15 protein-coding genes and 1 pseudogene are annotated in these 16,900 nt (G+C 73.6%); 12 read left to right on the plus strand and 4 right to left on the minus strand.

The window, feature by feature from the left end:
- The 7 genes from TA90_RS01315 to TA90_RS01345 form a co-directional block, all read left to right on the plus strand.
- Positions 1-612, plus strand: a 612-nt coding sequence (locus TA90_RS01315; protein WP_407921573.1) for a regulatory protein RecX, incomplete at its 5' end; no start/stop codon positions are given.
- 141 nt (positions 613-753) lie between these two features.
- Positions 754-1,242 (plus strand): CinA family protein, encoded by a 489-nt coding sequence (locus TA90_RS01320; protein WP_043534224.1) that lies wholly within the window; start codon positions 754-756, stop codon positions 1,240-1,242.
- 239 nt (positions 1,243-1,481) lie between these two features.
- Positions 1,482-3,077 (plus strand): tRNA (N6-isopentenyl adenosine(37)-C2)-methylthiotransferase MiaB, encoded by a 1,596-nt coding sequence (gene miaB, locus TA90_RS01325; protein ID WP_082031204.1) that lies wholly within the window; start codon positions 1,482-1,484, stop codon positions 3,075-3,077.
- Between the two features lie 220 nt (positions 3,078-3,297).
- Positions 3,298-4,437, plus strand: a complete 1,140-nt coding sequence (locus TA90_RS01330) for a M20/M25/M40 family metallo-hydrolase (RefSeq protein WP_222704584.1) — start codon at positions 3,298-3,300, stop codon at positions 4,435-4,437.
- Positions 4,434-5,669, plus strand: a complete 1,236-nt coding sequence (locus TA90_RS12985) for a hypothetical protein (RefSeq protein WP_052450354.1) — start codon at positions 4,434-4,436, stop codon at positions 5,667-5,669. The genes TA90_RS01330 and TA90_RS12985 overlap by 4 nt, the downstream gene beginning before the upstream one ends.
- A gap of 350 nt (positions 5,670-6,019) precedes the next feature.
- The gene (gene menC, locus TA90_RS01340) at positions 6,020-6,901 is read left to right on the plus strand and encodes an o-succinylbenzoate synthase (RefSeq protein WP_222704585.1); all 882 of its coding nucleotides are present in this window, start codon (positions 6,020-6,022) and stop codon (positions 6,899-6,901) included.
- 125 nt (positions 6,902-7,026) lie between these two features.
- Complete coding sequence (locus tag TA90_RS01345; protein WP_043534225.1) at positions 7,027-7,572, plus strand: hypothetical protein; 546 nt, start codon at positions 7,027-7,029, stop codon at positions 7,570-7,572.
- Positions 7,573-7,686: 114 nt separating this feature from the next.
- Here the strand turns inward: TA90_RS01345 and TA90_RS01350 are convergent, their stop codons facing one another.
- Positions 7,687-8,340: a hypothetical protein gene (locus tag TA90_RS01350; protein ID WP_043534226.1), complete on the minus strand. Its 654-nt coding sequence runs from the start codon at positions 8,338-8,340 to the stop codon at positions 7,687-7,689.
- Positions 8,333-8,776 (minus strand): YbjN domain-containing protein, encoded by a 444-nt coding sequence (locus TA90_RS01355; protein WP_043534233.1) that lies wholly within the window; start codon positions 8,774-8,776, stop codon positions 8,333-8,335. Before TA90_RS01355 ends, TA90_RS01350 begins: the two co-directional genes overlap by 8 nt.
- 143 nt (positions 8,777-8,919) lie before the next feature.
- On the opposite strand from TA90_RS01355, the gene TA90_RS12990 reads away from it, so the two are divergent.
- Genes TA90_RS12990 through TA90_RS01370 form a run of 3 tightly spaced genes read left to right on the plus strand, consistent with a single transcriptional unit; the run spans position 8,920 to position 12,369 of the window.
- Positions 8,920-10,176, plus strand: coding sequence for a GNAT family N-acetyltransferase (locus TA90_RS12990; RefSeq protein WP_052450355.1), 1,257 nt, complete (start codon positions 8,920-8,922; stop codon positions 10,174-10,176).
- Positions 10,169-11,275, plus strand: coding sequence for a tRNA (adenosine(37)-N6)-dimethylallyltransferase MiaA (gene miaA / locus TA90_RS01365; RefSeq protein WP_082031206.1), 1,107 nt, complete (start codon positions 10,169-10,171; stop codon positions 11,273-11,275). The genes TA90_RS12990 and miaA overlap by 8 nt, the downstream gene beginning before the upstream one ends.
- Complete coding sequence (locus TA90_RS01370) at positions 11,272-12,369, plus strand: diaminopimelate epimerase (protein WP_331394247.1); 1,098 nt, start codon at positions 11,272-11,274, stop codon at positions 12,367-12,369. The genes miaA and TA90_RS01370 overlap by 4 nt, the downstream gene beginning before the upstream one ends.
- Positions 12,370-12,640: 271 nt before the next feature.
- Here the strand turns inward: TA90_RS01370 and TA90_RS01375 are convergent, their stop codons facing one another.
- Both TA90_RS01375 and TA90_RS01380 read right to left on the minus strand, forming a co-directional pair.
- Positions 12,641-13,669 carry a hypothetical protein gene (locus tag TA90_RS01375; RefSeq protein WP_043534227.1) on the minus strand — a complete coding sequence of 343 codons (1,029 nt, stop codon included), beginning with the start codon at positions 13,667-13,669 and terminating at the stop codon, positions 12,641-12,643.
- A 184-nt stretch (positions 13,670-13,853) separates the two neighbouring features.
- Positions 13,854-14,498 carry a class I SAM-dependent methyltransferase gene (locus TA90_RS01380; protein WP_043534228.1) on the minus strand — a complete coding sequence of 215 codons (645 nt, stop codon included), beginning with the start codon at positions 14,496-14,498 and terminating at the stop codon, positions 13,854-13,856.
- 155 nt (positions 14,499-14,653) lie between these two features.
- Between TA90_RS01380 and hflX the strand changes: the two are divergent.
- Positions 14,654-16,428 (plus strand): annotated as a pseudogene (gene hflX, locus TA90_RS01385) (GTPase HflX).
- Between the two features lie 85 nt (positions 16,429-16,513).
- Positions 16,514-16,900: DEAD/DEAH box helicase (locus tag TA90_RS01390; RefSeq protein WP_147513308.1), on the plus strand; the 387-nt coding region annotated here is incomplete at its 3' end.

Here is a 16,900-nt window from a genome sequence, read left to right on the forward strand (position 1 = left end):
CAGGGTTCTGAGGGCCGAGCGATGGTCCGGTACGCAGACCCGGAGGACCACCCCGAACTGGGGGAGGACAGGCCACGTCCCCGCACGTCCCCGGCCGAGAAGCTGGCCAGGCGTCGGGAACGCAATGCAGCCCTGAGCGGGGTCGCGGCAGTCGAGGGCGCCCGGGAGGTCGCGCTGCGCAAGCTCGACGCCCGCGCCTGCTCCCGTGGTGAGTTGGAGCGGGCGATCACCGAGCGCGGTTTCTCCGAGGACGTCGCCACCGAGGTCCTCGACCGCCTGGAGGCCGTGGGCCTCGTCGACGACCGCGCCTTCGCCGCCATGCTGGTCCGTGACCGCTTCGCGGGCAGTGGACGCACCGGGCGGGCGCTGGTGGAGGACCTGCGCCGACGGGGCCTCGACCGGGAGGTCATCGAGGAGGCCCTCGCCGAGGTCGACCGCGAGGACGAACTCGAGCGCGCACGGGAGCTGGTCTCCCACAGGATGCGCTCGCTGGGATCCCTCGACCGGGACCGTGCCTACCGGCGACTCACCGGGATGTTGGCCCGCAAGGGCTACAGTCCCGGCACCTGCTCCGCCGTCGTCTCCGAGGCGCTCTCCGCCCGGGAGGAGTGACACCCCCGCCCGGAGTGGGTCTCCCGTCCTCCGGCGCGGCGTGCCCCCCGCCCTCCGGCGCGGCGTGCCCCCCGCCCTCCGGCGTGGGGCAGGACGCCCGGGGACGAGGACGGCTCCCGCAGCCCGACCTAGGCTGGGGGCATGGCCACCGACGTCACCACCCTCGTCGCGACACTCATCGCCCGCCACCTCACCATCGCCACCGCGGAGTCCCTGACCGGCGGGGCGCTGTGCGCCCGGCTGGTGGACGTGCCCGGCGCCTCGGAGACCGTGCGCGGAGGGGTGTGCACCTACGCGACCGAGCTCAAGGCACAGGTCCTGGGCGTGGACCCGGACCGACTCGCCCTGACGGGTCCGGTGGACCGGGAGGTCGCCGTCGAGATGGCCCGTGGCGTTGCCCGCCTCATGGGTGCCGACATCGCCCTGTCCACCACCGGTGTCGCGGGGCCGGGACCGGCCGACGGCCACCCCGCCGGCACGGTGCACATCGCCTGCCACCACCCCGGCGGCGTGGAGCACCGGGAGCTGCACCTGCGGGGATCCCGCGCCGAGGTGCGCCGGGGCAGCGTCGACGCGGCACTCGGGTTGCTCGGTGAGGTCCTGGGGACAGGGTCCTCGCGGGGTGTCTGACCGGGCAGGGGTGTCGTCGGTCCGCTGGTGGTCTCCACCGAGGTCACAGCCCTGCCCTCCTGGGGGCTCCCGAACCCCGACCTGCTGGGGCCCCGCCCTCGTCAGCGGCCCCGTGCTCGCACCGGCGCCCCGACCTGCTGGGGGCCCCGCCCTCGTGAGGCGGACCCCACGCCCCCGCGCGGCTCCCACCGGCTGCGCCCGGCGGCCCCACGACTAGACTTCCGCGGGTGAGCGACACGATGACCCCCGCGGTTCCCCCCACGCACGCACCCGCACCCGTCCACGCGTCACCGGTGGCGGACGCGGTGCAGGCCGCCGCGCAGGACCCCGAGCAGTCCCTGCCCCGCACCTACGCGGTGCGCACCCTGGGCTGCCAGATGAACGAGCACGACTCCGAACGCATGGCGGGTCTGCTGGAGTCCGAAGGCCTCGTGCCCGTCGACCTGGTGCCCGACGCCCTCGCGCGCGCCACCGACGCCGGTGACCAGGGCGCCGACGTGCTCGTCATCAACACCTGCTCCGTGCGCGAGAACGCCGCGAACAAGCTCTTCGGCAACCTCGGCCAGCTCGTCGCCGTCAAGCGCGCCCGCCCGGGCATGCAGATCGCGGTGGGCGGTTGCCTGGCCCAGCAGATGCGCGACGGCATCATCGAGCGTGCGCCCTGGGTGGACGCCGTCTTCGGGACGCACAACATCGACGTGCTCCCCGCCCTCCTGCGACGCGCCGAGCACAACCGCGAGGCCGCGGTGGAGATCGAGGAGTCCCTCAAGGTCTTCCCCTCCACCCTGCCCACCCACCGCGAGAGCGCCTACGCGGCGTGGGTGTCAATCTCGGTGGGCTGCAACAACACCTGCACCTTCTGCATCGTCCCCCACCTGCGCGGCAAGGAGCGCGACCGCCGGCCCGGGGAGATCCTCCAGGAGGTCCGGGCCGTCGTCGACCAGGGCGCGATCGAGGTCACCCTCCTCGGGCAGAACGTCAACTCCTACGGGGTCGGTTTCGGGGAGCGCGGCGCGTTCGCGAAGCTCCTGCGCACCGTCGGGGCGACGCCGGGCCTGGAGCGGGTGCGCTTCACGTCCCCCCACCCCGCCGCCTTCACCGACGACGTCATCGCCGCCATGGCGGAGAACCCCACCGTCATGCCGAGCCTGCACATGCCCCTGCAGTCCGGTTCGGACGCGATCCTGCGCCAGATGCGCCGCTCCTACCGCCGGGAGCGGTTCCTGGGGATCCTCGACCGCGTGCGCGCCTCCATCCCGGACGCCGCGATCACCACCGACATCATCGTCGGTTTCCCCGGGGAGACGGAGGAGGACTTCGCCCAGACCCTCGAGGTCGTCGAGCAGGCCCGCTTCTCCAGCGCCTTCACCTTCCTCTACTCCCCGCGCCCGGGCACACCCGCCGCCGACCGTGAGGACCAGGTGCCCACGGAGGTCATGTCCGAGCGCTACCAGCGCCTCATCGCCCTCCAGAACCGCATCTGCGAGGAGGACAACGCCCAGCTCGCGGGTCGCGAGGTGGAGGTCCTCGTCTCCGAGGGGGACGGCCGCAAGGACAGCGCCACCGCGCGCATCACCGGGCGCGCCCGCGACAACCGCCTCGTCCACGTCGCGCTGCCCTCCGGCATCGACGAGGGCGACCGCCCCCGCCCCGGTGACGTCGTGCGGGCGGTGGTGACGCATGGCGCCCCCCACCACCTGATCGCGGACTCCGGGGCACAGGGGGGACTCTTCGAGGTGCGACGCACGAGGGCCGGTGACGCCTGGCAGGAGCGCCAGGCCCACGAGGACGACACGCGTGTCGGGTTGGGAATCCCCGCGCTGCGCGTGCGCTGAGCCGTGGGCGGGGCCCGCAGTGGCGGGCGGCGCGCCGGGTGTCTCGGCGGACCCGGGTCGGGGTCCCGGTTGGTCGTTTCTTGAGACGGTTGTGAACTCTGCATTGTGTCCGTCGTAGCGTGAGGGCGTCCCCGAGGGGACGTCCGCGGGTGGGCGCAGCCGCCGCACCCGCGCACCACAGGTCCGGGCCCGGCCCGTGTCGCACCGGGAAGGGGAACGCGTGCACGTCCCGACATCATCCGCGGCCGGAGCCATCGGCACCACCTCGGCCATGCTCGAGGACCTGCGGGCCCTGGTGTGCGCCGAGAGTCCCTCCTCCGACCCGGTGGCGCTGGGCGCCTGCGCGGAGGTCCTGGCGGGCATCGGTGAACGTCTCCTGGGCACGGCGCCCGAGATCGTCGAGGTCGAGGGCATCCCGCAGGTCAGCTGGTCCTTCGGTGGGACACCGACGGTGCTGCTCCTCGGCCACCTCGACACGGTGTGGCCGCTCGGGGCCCTGGAGGACCACCCCTGGAGCACCCGGGACGGGCTGGTCCGGGGACCCGGCGTCTTCGACATGAAGGCCGGACTGGTCCAGGCGCTCCACGCCCTCGCCGCGCTCGACCCCTGGGAGAGCGACGGCATCACCCTCCTCGTGACGGCGGACGAGGAGGTGGCGGCCCCGACGTCGCGGGAGCGCATCCTCCGGGAGGCCGCGGCCCACCCCAGCACGCTCGTGCTGGAGGCCTCGGCACCCGGTGGCGCCCTCAAGACCGCCCGACGCGGGGTGGGCCACTACACCCTCGAGGTCAACGGCCGCGCAGCACACGCGGGGCTGGAACCCGCCTCCGGGATCAATGCCACCATCGAGCTCGCCCACCAGGTCCTCGCCGTGTCGGCCCTGGACGCGGGGCCCGCCGGGGCCACGGTCACCCCCACCCTCATCGAGGGCGGGACCACCATCAACACGGTGCCCGCCTTCGCGGCCGTGGCCATCGACGTGCGCACCCCCTCACTCTCCGAGCAGGAGCGGGTCGAACAGGGCCTCGCGGACCTGAGACCCGTCCTGCCCGGTGCGCTCCTGGAGCTCAGTGGGGGAGTGACGCACCCGCCACTTGAGCCCTCCTCCAGCGAGGCGCTGTACGGTCGCGCCGTCGCAGTCGCGCGCGAGCTCGGCCTCGGACCGCTCGGCCGGGCCGCGGTGGGTGGGGCCTCCGACGGGAACATCGCGGCGTCCGCGGGCTCCCGCGTCCTCGACGGACTGGGTGCGGTGGGAGGTGGGGCGCACGCCGCCGACGAGCACGTCGTCGTCGAGGAGATGCCGCGCAGGGCCGCCCTCGTCACCGGCCTGCTGCGGTCCCTCACAGGGGACCCGCTGTGAGCGCGGTGAGCCCGCTGGGGGCCGGCCGTGGGCCGCTGCCGACCCCCGCGCCGACCGCGGGCCCCGCCACGACCGCTCCGGGGACCGACCCTGATCAGGCCATCGTGGTGCGGGCGCACGCCGACGCGGAGCGGGCGGCCCGGCGTGCGGGCGTGCGCATCACCCTGCTGGAGACCCCCGCGGAGCTCGCGGAGGCGGAGCAGGTCCTGCGCCGCGTGTGGGGGGCACGCCCCACCGACTCCTCCATCGTGACACCGGCCATGATGCGGGCGATCGAGCACGCGGGCGGATACGTGGCCGGCGTGCACTCCCCGGGAGGGGACGGCGTGCACTCCGCGGGAGGGCAGGGACCTGCCCCGGCGGCCGAGGCGCCCTCGCCAGCCGGTGCACTCCCCGTTGCCGCTGTGGCCGCCCCCTCGCCAGCCGGTGCACTCCCCGTTGCTGCTGCGGCTGCGCCTGCGGCCGCGGCCGCGGTTGCCGCGGTCCCGGAAGTGGAGTCAGCGCCGCCGCTCCTCCCGTCCGCAGGCCCCTCCGACCCGCTCGTCGGGGTCTGTGTCGGCTTCTGCGGCGCGCCCACCGACCTGTCCCTGCACTCCCACGTCGCGGGACTGGTGGCCGGTTCCGTGGGGCGCGGAGTCGGGCGTGCACTCAAGCTGCACCAGCGTGCCTGGGCGTTGGAGCACGGCCTCACCTCGATCACCTGGACGTACGACCCGCTCGTGTCGCGCAACGCCCACTTCAACCTCGAACGCCTCGGCGCCCGCCTCGAGGAGTACCTCGTCGACTTCTACGGGCCGCTGGAGGACGGTGTGAACCTCGCGGAGCCCTCCGACCGGGCCCTCGTGCGGTGGGTCCTCGACGACCCCCGCGTGGTCGCCCTCGCCGGCGCGCACGGTGCAGGCGAGGGGGATGCCGGACCACACGGCGCGACGCGTGCCGCTCCACGCACCGGGGGCGCGGGCGACCCCGGGCTGGCCGTCCTCCTCGGTGAGGGACCGGGCGGTGCTCCCCGGCCGGGAGCGAGCACGGCGACGGCACTGGCGCAGGACGGAGCGGGGCGCGCACTCGTCGCCGTACCCGCAGACATCGAGGGGCTGCGGCACCGGGACCCCGGGGCCGCCCACGCGTGGCGCCTCGCCCTGCGCGCCGCGATGCTGCCGCTCCTGGAACACGGCTGGGAGGTGGCCGGGTTCGCACGCGGTCGCGGCTACCTCCTCGAGCGGCGTCCCTGAAGCGGGGCACGCCGGGGGAGGGACACCCCCGGGTGGGGTGGTGACGGGTGCACGGGTGGTGACGGGTGTACGGACAGTGGCGGACACGGACAGTGGCGGATGCGACCGGGAGGGGACGGACATGAGGATTGACGCGGTGGAGGTGCACCGGGTGAGGCTGCCCCTGGTGTCCCCGTTCACGACCTCCTTCGGCACCCAGGAGGAGCGGGTGGCGCTCCTGGTGCGGGTCGTGCCCGCGGACGCGCCCGCCGGGTGGGGTGAGTGCGTGGCCCTGGCCGACCCGTTCTACTCCAGCGAGCACGTCGCCGGCGCACAGGTGGTGATCCGGGACTACCTCGGCCCCCCTGCTCATGGGCGCCCCGGACGTGCACCCGCAGACCGTCGCCCCGTTGCTGGAGCACGTCGTGGGTCACCGCATGGCCAAGGCCGCCCTCGAGATGGCGGTCCTCGACGCGGAGCTGCGCGAACTCGGCCAGTCCTTCGCCACCTGGCTGGGTGCCACGCGCACCCGCGTGCCCTCCGGGGTCTCGGTCGGCATCCAGGCGGGCATCCCACAGCTGGTCGACCAGGTCGGGGAGTACCTGGACCAGGGCTACGTCCGCATCAAGATCAAGATCAGGCCAGGCTGGGACGTGGAGCCGGTGGCCGCGCTGCGCGAGGCCTACGGCGACATCCCCCTCCAGGTCGACGCGAACTCCGCCTACACCCTGGCCGACGCCGCCACGCTGCGCGAGCTCGACCGCTTCGGGCTCCTGCTCATCGAGCAGCCCCTTTACGAGGACGACCTGCGCCAGCACGCCCAGCTCGCCGAGATGCTGGAGACACCCGTGTGCCTGGACGAGTCGGTCGTCTCCGCCCGCGCCGCCGCTGACGCCATCGCCCTGGGCGCCACCCGCGTCATCAACGTCAAGCCGGGACGTGTGGGCGGTTACGTGGAGGCCCGACGCATCCACGACATCGCCCGGGCCAACGGCGTGCCCGTGTGGTGCGGGGGGATGCTGGAGACCGGGATCGGGCGCGCCGCGAATGCGGCACTCGCGGCGCTGCCGGGGTTCACCCTGCCCGGGGACATCTCGGCCTCGGACCGCTTCTACCGCCGGGACATCACCGAACCCGTCCGGATGGTCGACGGGTGGATCGAGGTGCCCGACCGCCCCGGCCTGGGGGCCGCGCCCCTGGAGGACGTCCTCGCCGAGGTCACCGAGGACGTCGAGGTCCTGCGGGCCCGCTGAGGTACCGCCCGGGTCAGCCGGTGCGTCCTCCGAGACCCCTCCGGCGCGGATCCGCGCCGACAGTCTCGGGGCAGCGACACCGACAGCGACACCGACAGCGACACCGACGGGGGAAGGGCGCACACATGGGTCTGGGACGGGCAGCGGCGACCGGCCTGGTGGCGGCGGTCCTCGCCGTGGGGACGGCGGCGTGCACCGCCGACACCCCCGCCTCCACCGCGCAGTCGGAGGGGAGCGGAGCGGGCGCGCAGACGTCGTCCGGGGCCACGGGCGGGAGCGACACCGCGACCGGCAGCGACATCACCGCGCTCTTCGAGCGCGCACAGACCGGTGAGGACATCCCCGGCACCGTGACCACGGACATCGACGCGTCCACGTCGCGCTTCATCGGGGAGTCCTCGGGCACGCGCTTCTACATCGCGCGCTCACCCTCCGACGATGCGGTCCTCTGCCTGGTCGTCGACCGGACCGGTCCCGGCGACCCGTCGGTCCCCGGTGGGGCGGAGAAGGACTCCGTCGTCCCGTGGGCGGCGGCCTGCGGCGATGACGGGCTCCCACTGATCATGGACGACACCCAGTACGTCCTGCACACGGACCCGTTCTGGGAGCCCCAGAGCGGGGGCGACCTCGTCGTCGGCTACGTCGAGGTCGTGGACGACGCCGGGGAGTGAGGGGCGCCGACCCGGCGCAGGTGTTCGGTCCCGGTCCGGTGCCGGGTCGGTGCCCGTCGTCTCCTGAGGGGTGCGCCTTGGAACCGTCCCGCACCCACAGGGGCGTCCGCCCGACTACTCCGTGGCGGTCGGGGGGACGAGGCCGGGCAGGTCACGCACGGCCTGCAGGCCCACGACCACGGCACGCCGGAGGAGCAGGTGGACCTGACGGTCCGACAGCCCGGCACCCACGAAGAAGCGGCTGACCAGGAAGAAGTACCACTTCTCGTCCAGCCGACCGGGGAACACGGTGGGCTGCAGGTGGGTGGTGTTCCAGGTGTTCGCCACCTGCTGCAGGTCGAAGGGCGTGATCCCGCCCGAGTCGAGGGAGGCGGCGGTCGTCTCCGGGAGGGCCATCCGCGTCTCGACCTGCATCCAGGGGGAGTCGGCGGGCTCGCGGTGCACCCGCACCGTCGTGTCGTCGACGGAGGTGGTCAGGCTGAACTCCGCGCGCGCCAGGGGGAAACCGTCCTCGGCCATCACGTGCTCGAGGCGGTCCAGGTCCAGGGGGAGCACCTCCGTGCCCCACCTGAGCTGGTCCTCGTCGCCCGGACCGTCCGTCGAGCCGGACGCCTCCTGGGAACCGCGTGCGGAGCCGCCCTCGTCGATGCCCTGCTGGGGGGCCTCCTCGGAGGAGGGCCCGCCGGTGCCCGGGCCGGATCCCTCACCGGGCGTCCCCTCGGGCTCCTCGGGCGTGCCGCCCAGGGACCAGGTCTTCCACTCACTCATCGTCTGCCTCCTGCGCCCAGCGGTCGGGGAAACGCTCACCCAGACGGGTGAACGCGGCCAGGGACGCCATGACGAACTGGGCGACCTCCTGGTCCACCTGCTCGTCATCGGCACCCGCCACCCACGTGAAGGTGTGCTGCAGGCGGAAGCGGATGTTGCCGTCATCGGTGACGGCCGTGGCCATCTTGGGCAGGTACGTCGCCGCGTTGAAGGAGGCCGTGAACTCCGCGGCCTGCGGGGCGAAGCGGATGTCGAGGACACGTGACCACTCGCCGATCCCCTGGACGGGGCGGTCGGGGGGCAGCACGATGCGCAGGACGTGGGAGGGCAGGATGGCGGCGACCTGGTCCTGGTCCCCCAGGAAGGGGATGAGGCCCAGCTTGCGCATCGCGCCCTCCACCCGCGCGCGGGTGACGGGAGTGGTGGTGGGGGACATGACCACAGCTTAGTTCCGGGTGGGAGGCGGTGCGTTGCCGGGGGCGGGTCAGGGTCTCGTCGCGGGGTCCGGTCACGGGGGAGGGGTACGGGGGAGGGACAGCGGGGAGGGACAGTGGGGAGGGGCACCCTAGACTTGCCCCCATGACTGCCCTGGTCCGCCTGTTCACCCTGCCCGCCCACCCGGCGGGCACGCCCGCGGCGGGGCTCTTCGAAGGACTGGAGGCACTCAGCCGGGCGCACTCGCTGGAGGTCATCGGCTCGGAGGACTTCGTGACCTCCTCCGAGGAGTTCGCCGCCGTCACCTCCGACGAGGACCGTCGCGTCACGCGCATCGTGGCGGTGGCCGACGGGGGCGGGCGGCGTATCGAGGAGTTGCGGGGCATGGTGCCCGGCGGCAGTCGGGCCCACGGGGGGAACGAGGACGAGGGCGGCCCCCGTTGGGTCCCGGACCTCATCGCCCCCGCCATGCCCTCCCACGGTGTCCCCGGTCGCGATGCCGTGGTCGGCCACCTCGTCCTGCATGCTCCCCTCGGTGACAACACGCACCGCGCGGAGATCTCGGTGGAGGTCGCCGCCTCGTGGCGGCACTCGGGACTGGACCTCCTCATGCTGGGTCTGGGTGAGGCCATCGCACGCTCCTGGGGGCGCACCACGGCCTGGTACTGGACCGACTGCCCGGGGTGGGCCGGGGTGGACAGCCCCCGGGCCGTGTCGGGTCTTCGCATCCCGGTCCCCGGGACGGACGAGCAGGCGGCGCCCGTGCGCACCCACGAGACCGACATGGTCGCCGCGGCCGGGTACCGGCCCCTCCACAGCGAGTGGGTGACGACCCTGGACGTCGGGGAGGCGCTGTCGGTCGACCCGACCCCCGTGCCGGGCTACGAGCTGGTGTCCTGGTCCTCCCCGCGCTCCCCCGAGAACCTGCTCGACCAGCTGGCCCGGATCTACGCCCTGGCCTCCACCGACATGCCGTCGGGCGAACTCTCCGAGGAGCCCCAGGTGTGGGACTCCCAGCGGGTCCTGCGCAAGGAGGCCCTCGTGGAGCGCTCGCACCAGGAATGGGTGCTCACCGCGGTGAGGCCCGTCGGCGGCGAGCTGGTGGGGTGGACCACCCTCGTCCTCTCCCCGACGGTGCCCGAGATCGCCTACCAGGAGGGCACCCTGGTGCGCGCGGACCACCGCGGGCACGGCCTGGCCTCCTGGATGAAACGGGTCAACCTCGCCGAGCTGAGGGCCCGCCACCCCCGGGTCCGACGCATCCACACCTGGACCGACGGGGCCAATGCCCCCGTCATCGCCCTGAACCGCAGGCTCGGTTTCCGACCGTCACTGGTCGAGGTCGGCTGGGAGAAGCAGCTGGGGGTCCCTGGTCGCGGGACGGACGGTCGCGATGAGTGAGCAGGTGGGGGACGGGGCACGCCCCTCCGACCTCGTCGTCGCCGTGGTCGGGCCCACGGCCTCCGGCAAGACGGACCTCGCGCTGGACCTGGCCGAGGTCCTTCCCGGCGTGCTCGGCGCCACCGCCCCCGGACCGGCCGAGCTGATCGGGGCGGACGCCATGCAGCTCTACCGGGGCATGGACATCGGCACGGCGAAGACACCGGTGCCCAAACGCCGGGGCATCGTCCACCACCAGATCGACGTCCTGGACGTCACCGACGAGGCCTCGGTCGCCCACTACCAGGCCGATGCCCGCCACGACGTCGCGGCCATCCACCAGCGCGGCGGCGTCGCCCTCGTGTGCGGCGGGTCGGGACTGTACGTGCGCGCCCTGCTCGACGTCATCGACTTCCCCGGCACCGACCCCTCCGTGCGGGCGCGACTGGAGGCCGAGGCCGAGGGGCCCGGTGGGTCGCGCGCCCTGCACGAGCGCCTGGGCGCGCTCGACCCCGAGTCCGCCTCCCGCATCGACCCCCACAACGCACGCCGGATCATCCGCGCCCTGGAGGTCATCGAACTGACCGGCGCGCCCTACTCGGCGCACATGCCGCGTCGGGTGTTCCACCGGCCCGCGGTGATGATCGGTGTGCGCAGGCCCATGGAGGAGCTCGACGCGCGCATCGGCGCGCGCACGGCCGCCATGTTCCGCGAGGGCCTGGTCGAGGAGACGCGCGGGCTCATCGGGGCGGGGCTGCGCGAGGGGCGCACCGCGCGCAGGGCCACCGGGTACGCCCAGGCGCTCGCGGTCATCGACGGTGACATGGACGAGGCCGAGGCGGCGGACTCGGTCGCCCTGGCCACCCGCCAGCTCGCACGACGTCAGGTCAAGTGGTTCCGGCCCGAGCCGCGCATCCACTGGCTCGACGCGGAGGGGCCGGGAACGACGGGTGCGGACACGGGGGCCGGGGCAGGAGGGAGCGCCGGCGACACGGCTGAGGGCAGGGCTGGCGGGACCCGTGGCGGGTCGGACGGAGGGTCGGCGCGCCGCAGCCTCCTGGACCGGGCCGTGGACATCGTGCGCCGGGAGGCCGAGCAGCTGGATAGCGTGTCGACGTGACCACACATTCGACCGAGCACGGGGCGCCTGCCGGGGACGCACCCGCGACACCGACTGGCCCGTCCGGGCGGAGCGCGGCGACCGGGGGATCCGCTCTGCCGGGGGGCACCGTCCTGTGGAAGGCCCACGGCACGGGCAACTCCTTCCTGCTCCTCGACGACCCCGAGGGGCTCGTGGACGTGACCCCGGCGACCGTGGCGTCCCTGTGCGACGTCTCCCGGGGGATCGGGGCCGACGGGCTGATCCGCTGCGTGCGCGTGGACGGGCGGTGGTTCATGGACTACCGCAATGCCGACGGGTCACTGGCCGAGATGTGCGGCAACGGGGTGAGGGTCTTCGTCGACCACCTGCGTCGCGTGGGACTGGTGGACCTCGCCGAGGGGGAGGTCCTGGAGGTCGGCACCCGTGGCGGCACCAAGAGGGTCCGCACACTCGGGCCGCGTCCCGCTCAGGTGCCGGGCCCGGTGTGGGAGCGCGGGGTGACGGGTTCGGACGGGAGGGACGGTCCGACCGGGGCGGCACCCGCCGACACGGGTGGGACCGAGCAGTGGTACTCCATCGACATGGGCCCCGCAGTGACCACGGGCCGTGCGGACACCTCCGTGACCGTGGTCGGCCTGGAGGGGGTCTTCGAGGGGATCCGGGTGGCCATGCCCAATCCCCACGTCGTCATCGACGTGGCCACCCGGGAGGCGCTGTGCGCCGCCGTCCTGCCGACCACCGACATCCACGCCGCCCCCGCGGGGCTCCGACCGACGTACGACCCCGACCCGGCCGGGGGCACCAACCTGGAGCTCGTGGTCGACGTCACCGAGCCGGGAGCACAGGTCGGACACCTCCTGATGCGCGTCCTGGAGCGCGGGGTGGGGGAGACCCGGTCCTGTGGCACCGGGTGCTGCGCGGCCGCGGTGGCCAGTGCCGCCCGACGGGGCGCGGGTGCACCCGGGACGTGGATCGTGGAGGTCCCCGGCGGGAGCGTGCGGGTCGACCTGGGCGAGGACGCCTCGTCGGGTGTCACCCTCTCCGGCCCCGCCACCCCCGTCGCCGAAGTCCGCTCTGTTCGACCGGTGAGGTCCGCTCTGTTCGAGGCGTGAGGTCCGCCGGTGGTTTCAAGCGGTGAGTGCAACACCTGTGTTGATGAACTGTGTGAGTGCTTCTCTGGGTGTCTTCCACCCCGTCTCCCGGGCGCGACGTCTGCGGAGCGTGGCGGCTCCCGGGCGCTCCGTCCACAGACCGCGACGCTCCACTGCGCCGCACACATCGCGCGCGGAATGCCCCAGACCTGGGCGAACCACCGGAGGAGGACGGCGTCGCCCTCGTCGGTCGTGCCCCTTCCGGGCGGCAACCCCACCCGCCCGCGGAACCTCAGGTGAAGCGGTGCCGCTCGGAGGGGGTCCACAGGGCGCGGACGCCGCTGCGCTGGCGCGTGTCGCCGATGTGCAGGTCGAGGGTCTCGAGCAGAGCGCCGGTGTCCCGGATCTCCGGGACGGACAGGTCCACGACGCGGTACCCGGCTCCGGTGATCTCGTGGGTGCGCATGGCCTGGGCCCGGCGCTTCCCCGGGCCGGTGGTACCCGCGTACTTCACCTCCCCGTTCGCCTCGAAGCAGCACCGTGCGCGTCGGACCCCCATGTCGGCCCAGCGGGCGCCCCGGGCGGTGCGCACCTCCATCTGGGCCTCCACTTCGAGGTACCCGGCTGCGAGGGCCACGCGACGCATCTCGGACTCCCACACAGATTCCGACAGTGGGCTCGCCCAGTGCAGGATCGACTTCGCCTGTGCGACTCCTCGCTGTCCGCGCAGGTCGGACAGGCTGCGCAGGGCCTCGAGACGGAAGCGTCGGGCCGCTTCCGCGACCTCCGCGCGCTCCTCCCGCCAGTTGTCACCACGGTCGGAGGCAATGGCCACCAGGGACTCCACGACCGCGAAGGCACGGTCGGGCGGGAGGAACCGGGCACAGTGGAGTGTCGTCTGGATGAGGTCCGTGACGAGCACGCCGTCGCGGACCGTGAGCTCGTCGGTGTCCAGGTCCATGCGGTGGTTGACCACGGGTCGCGTCGCCAGTCGCGCCTCGCGGTCACGTCGTGGCAGGTCCCAGAGGCGCCCGGTGCGACCCGGCGTCGCCTTGCGCCGCCACGGGACCCACAGGTGCGCCTGTTCGGGCACGACCTTGAGCCGGGCCCCGTGGACGAGGGCGGCGCTCTCGAGAACTGCGACTGCCCCGGTCATGTGCTCCACGGCCGAACCGAGCCTGGCACGGTGCACCTGTTCGGCTCGTTCCCACCACTCGAGTTCCTCCCCGAGCAGCAGGTACTCACCCGGTCGGACCCTCACCGTGAGGTCGGGTCCGGCCGGCGTGTCGGGTGTGCGCGTGTCGTCCGCAGCTGCGTCCATGGGTGCAGCCTGCCTGGGGGAGGAAACGCCCTGGAACCACTGACACGGCCCACTGTGGACGAGGGTCGCGAGGCTCGCAGACCTGTGGACACCGAGGGACACGGTGAGGGGGTGGGGCCGGGATGGTCAGTGCCCTGCCCGTCCGGCGGGACAGGTCACCTGCGGTCGGAGAGGTGAGCGGACCTCAGCCCTCGGACTGAGCGGACTTCGCGGGGAAGAGTGAGCGGACCTCGATGATGCGGTAACCCTTCTTCGAGGCGACCTTGTGTGCCGGCCACCCCTGGCCCTGCAGCCAGGAGATGAGGGAGTCCGCCCCGAGGTTGCGCTGGACCACCAGGTAGGCCACGCCACCGTCGGCGAGCAGAGACAACCAGTCACCGAGCATCTGGTGGAGCGCCCCCTTGCCGATCCGCACGGGCGGGTTGGACCAGATGAGGTCGAAGCGCACGTCCTGCGTGCGTGCCCGCTCCAGGGCCTCCGCGGCCGGCAGTGCGAGGACACCGGCGGCGCCGTTGGCCCGCGCATTGCGCTGGGTGAGGTCCAGGGCGCGGGTGTTCACGTCCACCGCCCAGACCGTCGCCCCGGGCGCCTCCAGGGACAGCGTCACGGCGAGGGGACCCCAGCCGCAGCCGAGGTCCAGGAAGGTGCCGTCGGCGGGCACGGCGGGTGCCTCCGCCAGGAGCTGGCGGGTCCCGAGGTCCAGGCGCCCACCGGAGAACACGCGGTTGGACACCCACATGTCGAGGTCACGTCCGCGGGCGGTGACGTGGACCTGACGGAGTTCGCCGTCGGTCGCGGGGGCTGAGTCGGTGAAGTACTGGTCTTCCACAGCCCTCAGCGTAGTCGGAGGGGCAGCCCGGTCCCGACGTGCCAGACTGGAGGGGCACTGCGACCGCCGTGGGCGCACCCACCGGCGGTCCCCGCAGCGCCCGGCGCCGACGCGCGCCGACCGCGCGGCCACACCACGTCCCCGAGGAGGACCCCATGTCAGATGACACCGACCGACCCACAGGTGCCGTGACAGGGTCCGAGCAGCACACCCCGGACCAGGACACCCCGGACCGGCCCGGCACCGGGCACGGGCACGGCTCCGAGGAGGGACTGCGTCGCGCGGAGGACGTGGTCGCGCGCATCCTCGCCCGCCGTGGCACCGCACTGGCCTCCACGGAGGAACAGGACCACAGTCACGACGCGGGCGCCCTGGAGCGCGACGCCCGTGCCGGCACGCGCCGCGTCCAGGGACTGTCCACCGAGCTGGAGGACGTCTCCGAGGTCGAGTACCGTCAGGTCCGCCTGGAGCGCGTGGTCCTCGTCGGCCTGCGCACCCAGGGCAGTGAGGAGGACGCGGAGGTCTCACTGCGCGAACTCGCGGCACTGGCCGAGACCGCCGGGTCCGAGGTCCTCGACGGGCTGATCCAGCGCCGCGAGACCCCCGACCCCGCCACCTTCCTGGGATCGGGCAAGGCGAAGGAGCTCGCCGGGATCGTGGCCGAGACGGGCGCGGACACCGTGATCGTCGACGGGGAGCTCGCCCCCTCCCAGCGCCGAGGCCTGGAGGACGTCGTCAAGGTCAAGGTGGTGGACCGCACCGCGCTGATCCTGACATCTTCGCCCAGCACGCGAAGTCCCGTGAGGGCAAGGCGCAGGTCGAACTCGCCCAGTTGGAGTACCTGCTCCCCAGACTGCGCGGCTGGGGCGAGTCGATGTCCCGACAGGCCGGCGGCCGGGTCGCCGGTGGTGAGGGCATCGGCTCCCGTGGCCCCGGCGAGACGAAGATCGAGCTCGACCGCCGACGTATCCGCACCCGCATGGCCCGTCTGCGCACGCAGATCCGCGCGATGGAGCCGTCGCGACGCACCCAGCGCGCATCGCGTCGACGCGGCGGCGTCCCCTCCGTCGCGATCGCCGGCTACACGAACGCCGGCAAGTCCACGCTGCTCAACAGGCTCACCGGAGCGGGGGTCCTGGTGGAGGACCAGCTCTTCGCGACCCTGGACCCGACGGTGCGCCGGGCGACCACCCCGGACGGGCGTGTGTACACCCTCACCGACACCGTCGGCTTCGTGCGCAACCTGCCGACCCAGCTCGTGGAGGCGTTCCGCTCGACCCTGGAGGAGGTGGGGGAGTCCGACGTGGTCCTCCACGTCGTCGACGCCGCCCACCCGGACCCGGTCGGCCAGGTGGAGGCCGTCCACACCGTCCTCGACACCATCGAGGGCGCCCGCGACATCCCCGAGATCATCGCCCTGAACAAGGCCGACCTGGCCAGCCCGGAACAGCTCGCCCTCCTGCGCAGCACCTATCCCGAGGCGGTCGAGGTCTCCGCCTGGACCGGTGCCGGCATCGAGGACCTGCTCCTGCGCATCCAGGACGTCCTGCCGCGTCCCCGGGTGCTCGTCGACGTCGTCGTCCCCTACTCCCGCGGCGAGTTGGTCCACCAGGTCCACGAGGACGGGGAGGTGGTCTCCGAGGACTACGTCGACGAGGGCACACACCTCGTGGCGAGGGTCGACGACGCCCTCGCCTCCCGGCTGGGCGCCGTCAACGTCGCGACCGCGGTGCCCGCGTCCGCCCCCTCCACCGGGCGCCCGGACATCGACGAGGGCGGCGCCGCGCACCTTGCCGGGAGGGGAACGCCCGACCCGCACCGGGAGCCGACGGCCGGACCGACCGCGGAGGCCGGCAGCCCCGCAGGAGCCGCCCTTGCCGGTGCCCCTGCGTCCCCGGACGCACCGGAGGGGGACACGGCCGGTGAGTGAGGCCGCCCCCAGGGCCGAGGTCCCCGGGGGTGAGGTCCCACGGGCCGAGGTCGCCCGGCGGGTCCTCACGCGGGTCGTGACCGCCATGGGCGGTTCTGCGCGCCCCGGACAGGAGCGCATGGTCGACGAGGTCGCCGCAGCCATCGCCGGGCACTCACATGTGATGGTCCAGGCCGGCACGGGAACGGGGAAGTCCCTGGGCTACCTCGTCCCCGTTCTCACCGACTGCGTCGAGAACGGGCACCGTGCCCTGGTGACCACCGCGACCCTGGCCCTCCAGCGCCAGATCCTCGTCAAGGACGCCCCCGCCGTTGTCGACGCCGTCGAGGCGGAGCTCGGCGTGCGTCCCGAGGTCGCCCTGCTGAAGGGCTGGAGCAACTACGTGTGCCTGCACCGGGTGGGCGGTGGCTCGGACGCGACCTCCGGGACCCTCCTCGACGTCGCGGAGGCCGGACCCGTCACGGATCTCGGC

This window comes from Actinomyces polynesiensis (genome assembly GCF_000820725.1).
In the GTDB taxonomy this organism is placed as follows: domain Bacteria; phylum Actinomycetota; class Actinomycetes; order Actinomycetales; family Actinomycetaceae; genus Pauljensenia; species Pauljensenia polynesiensis.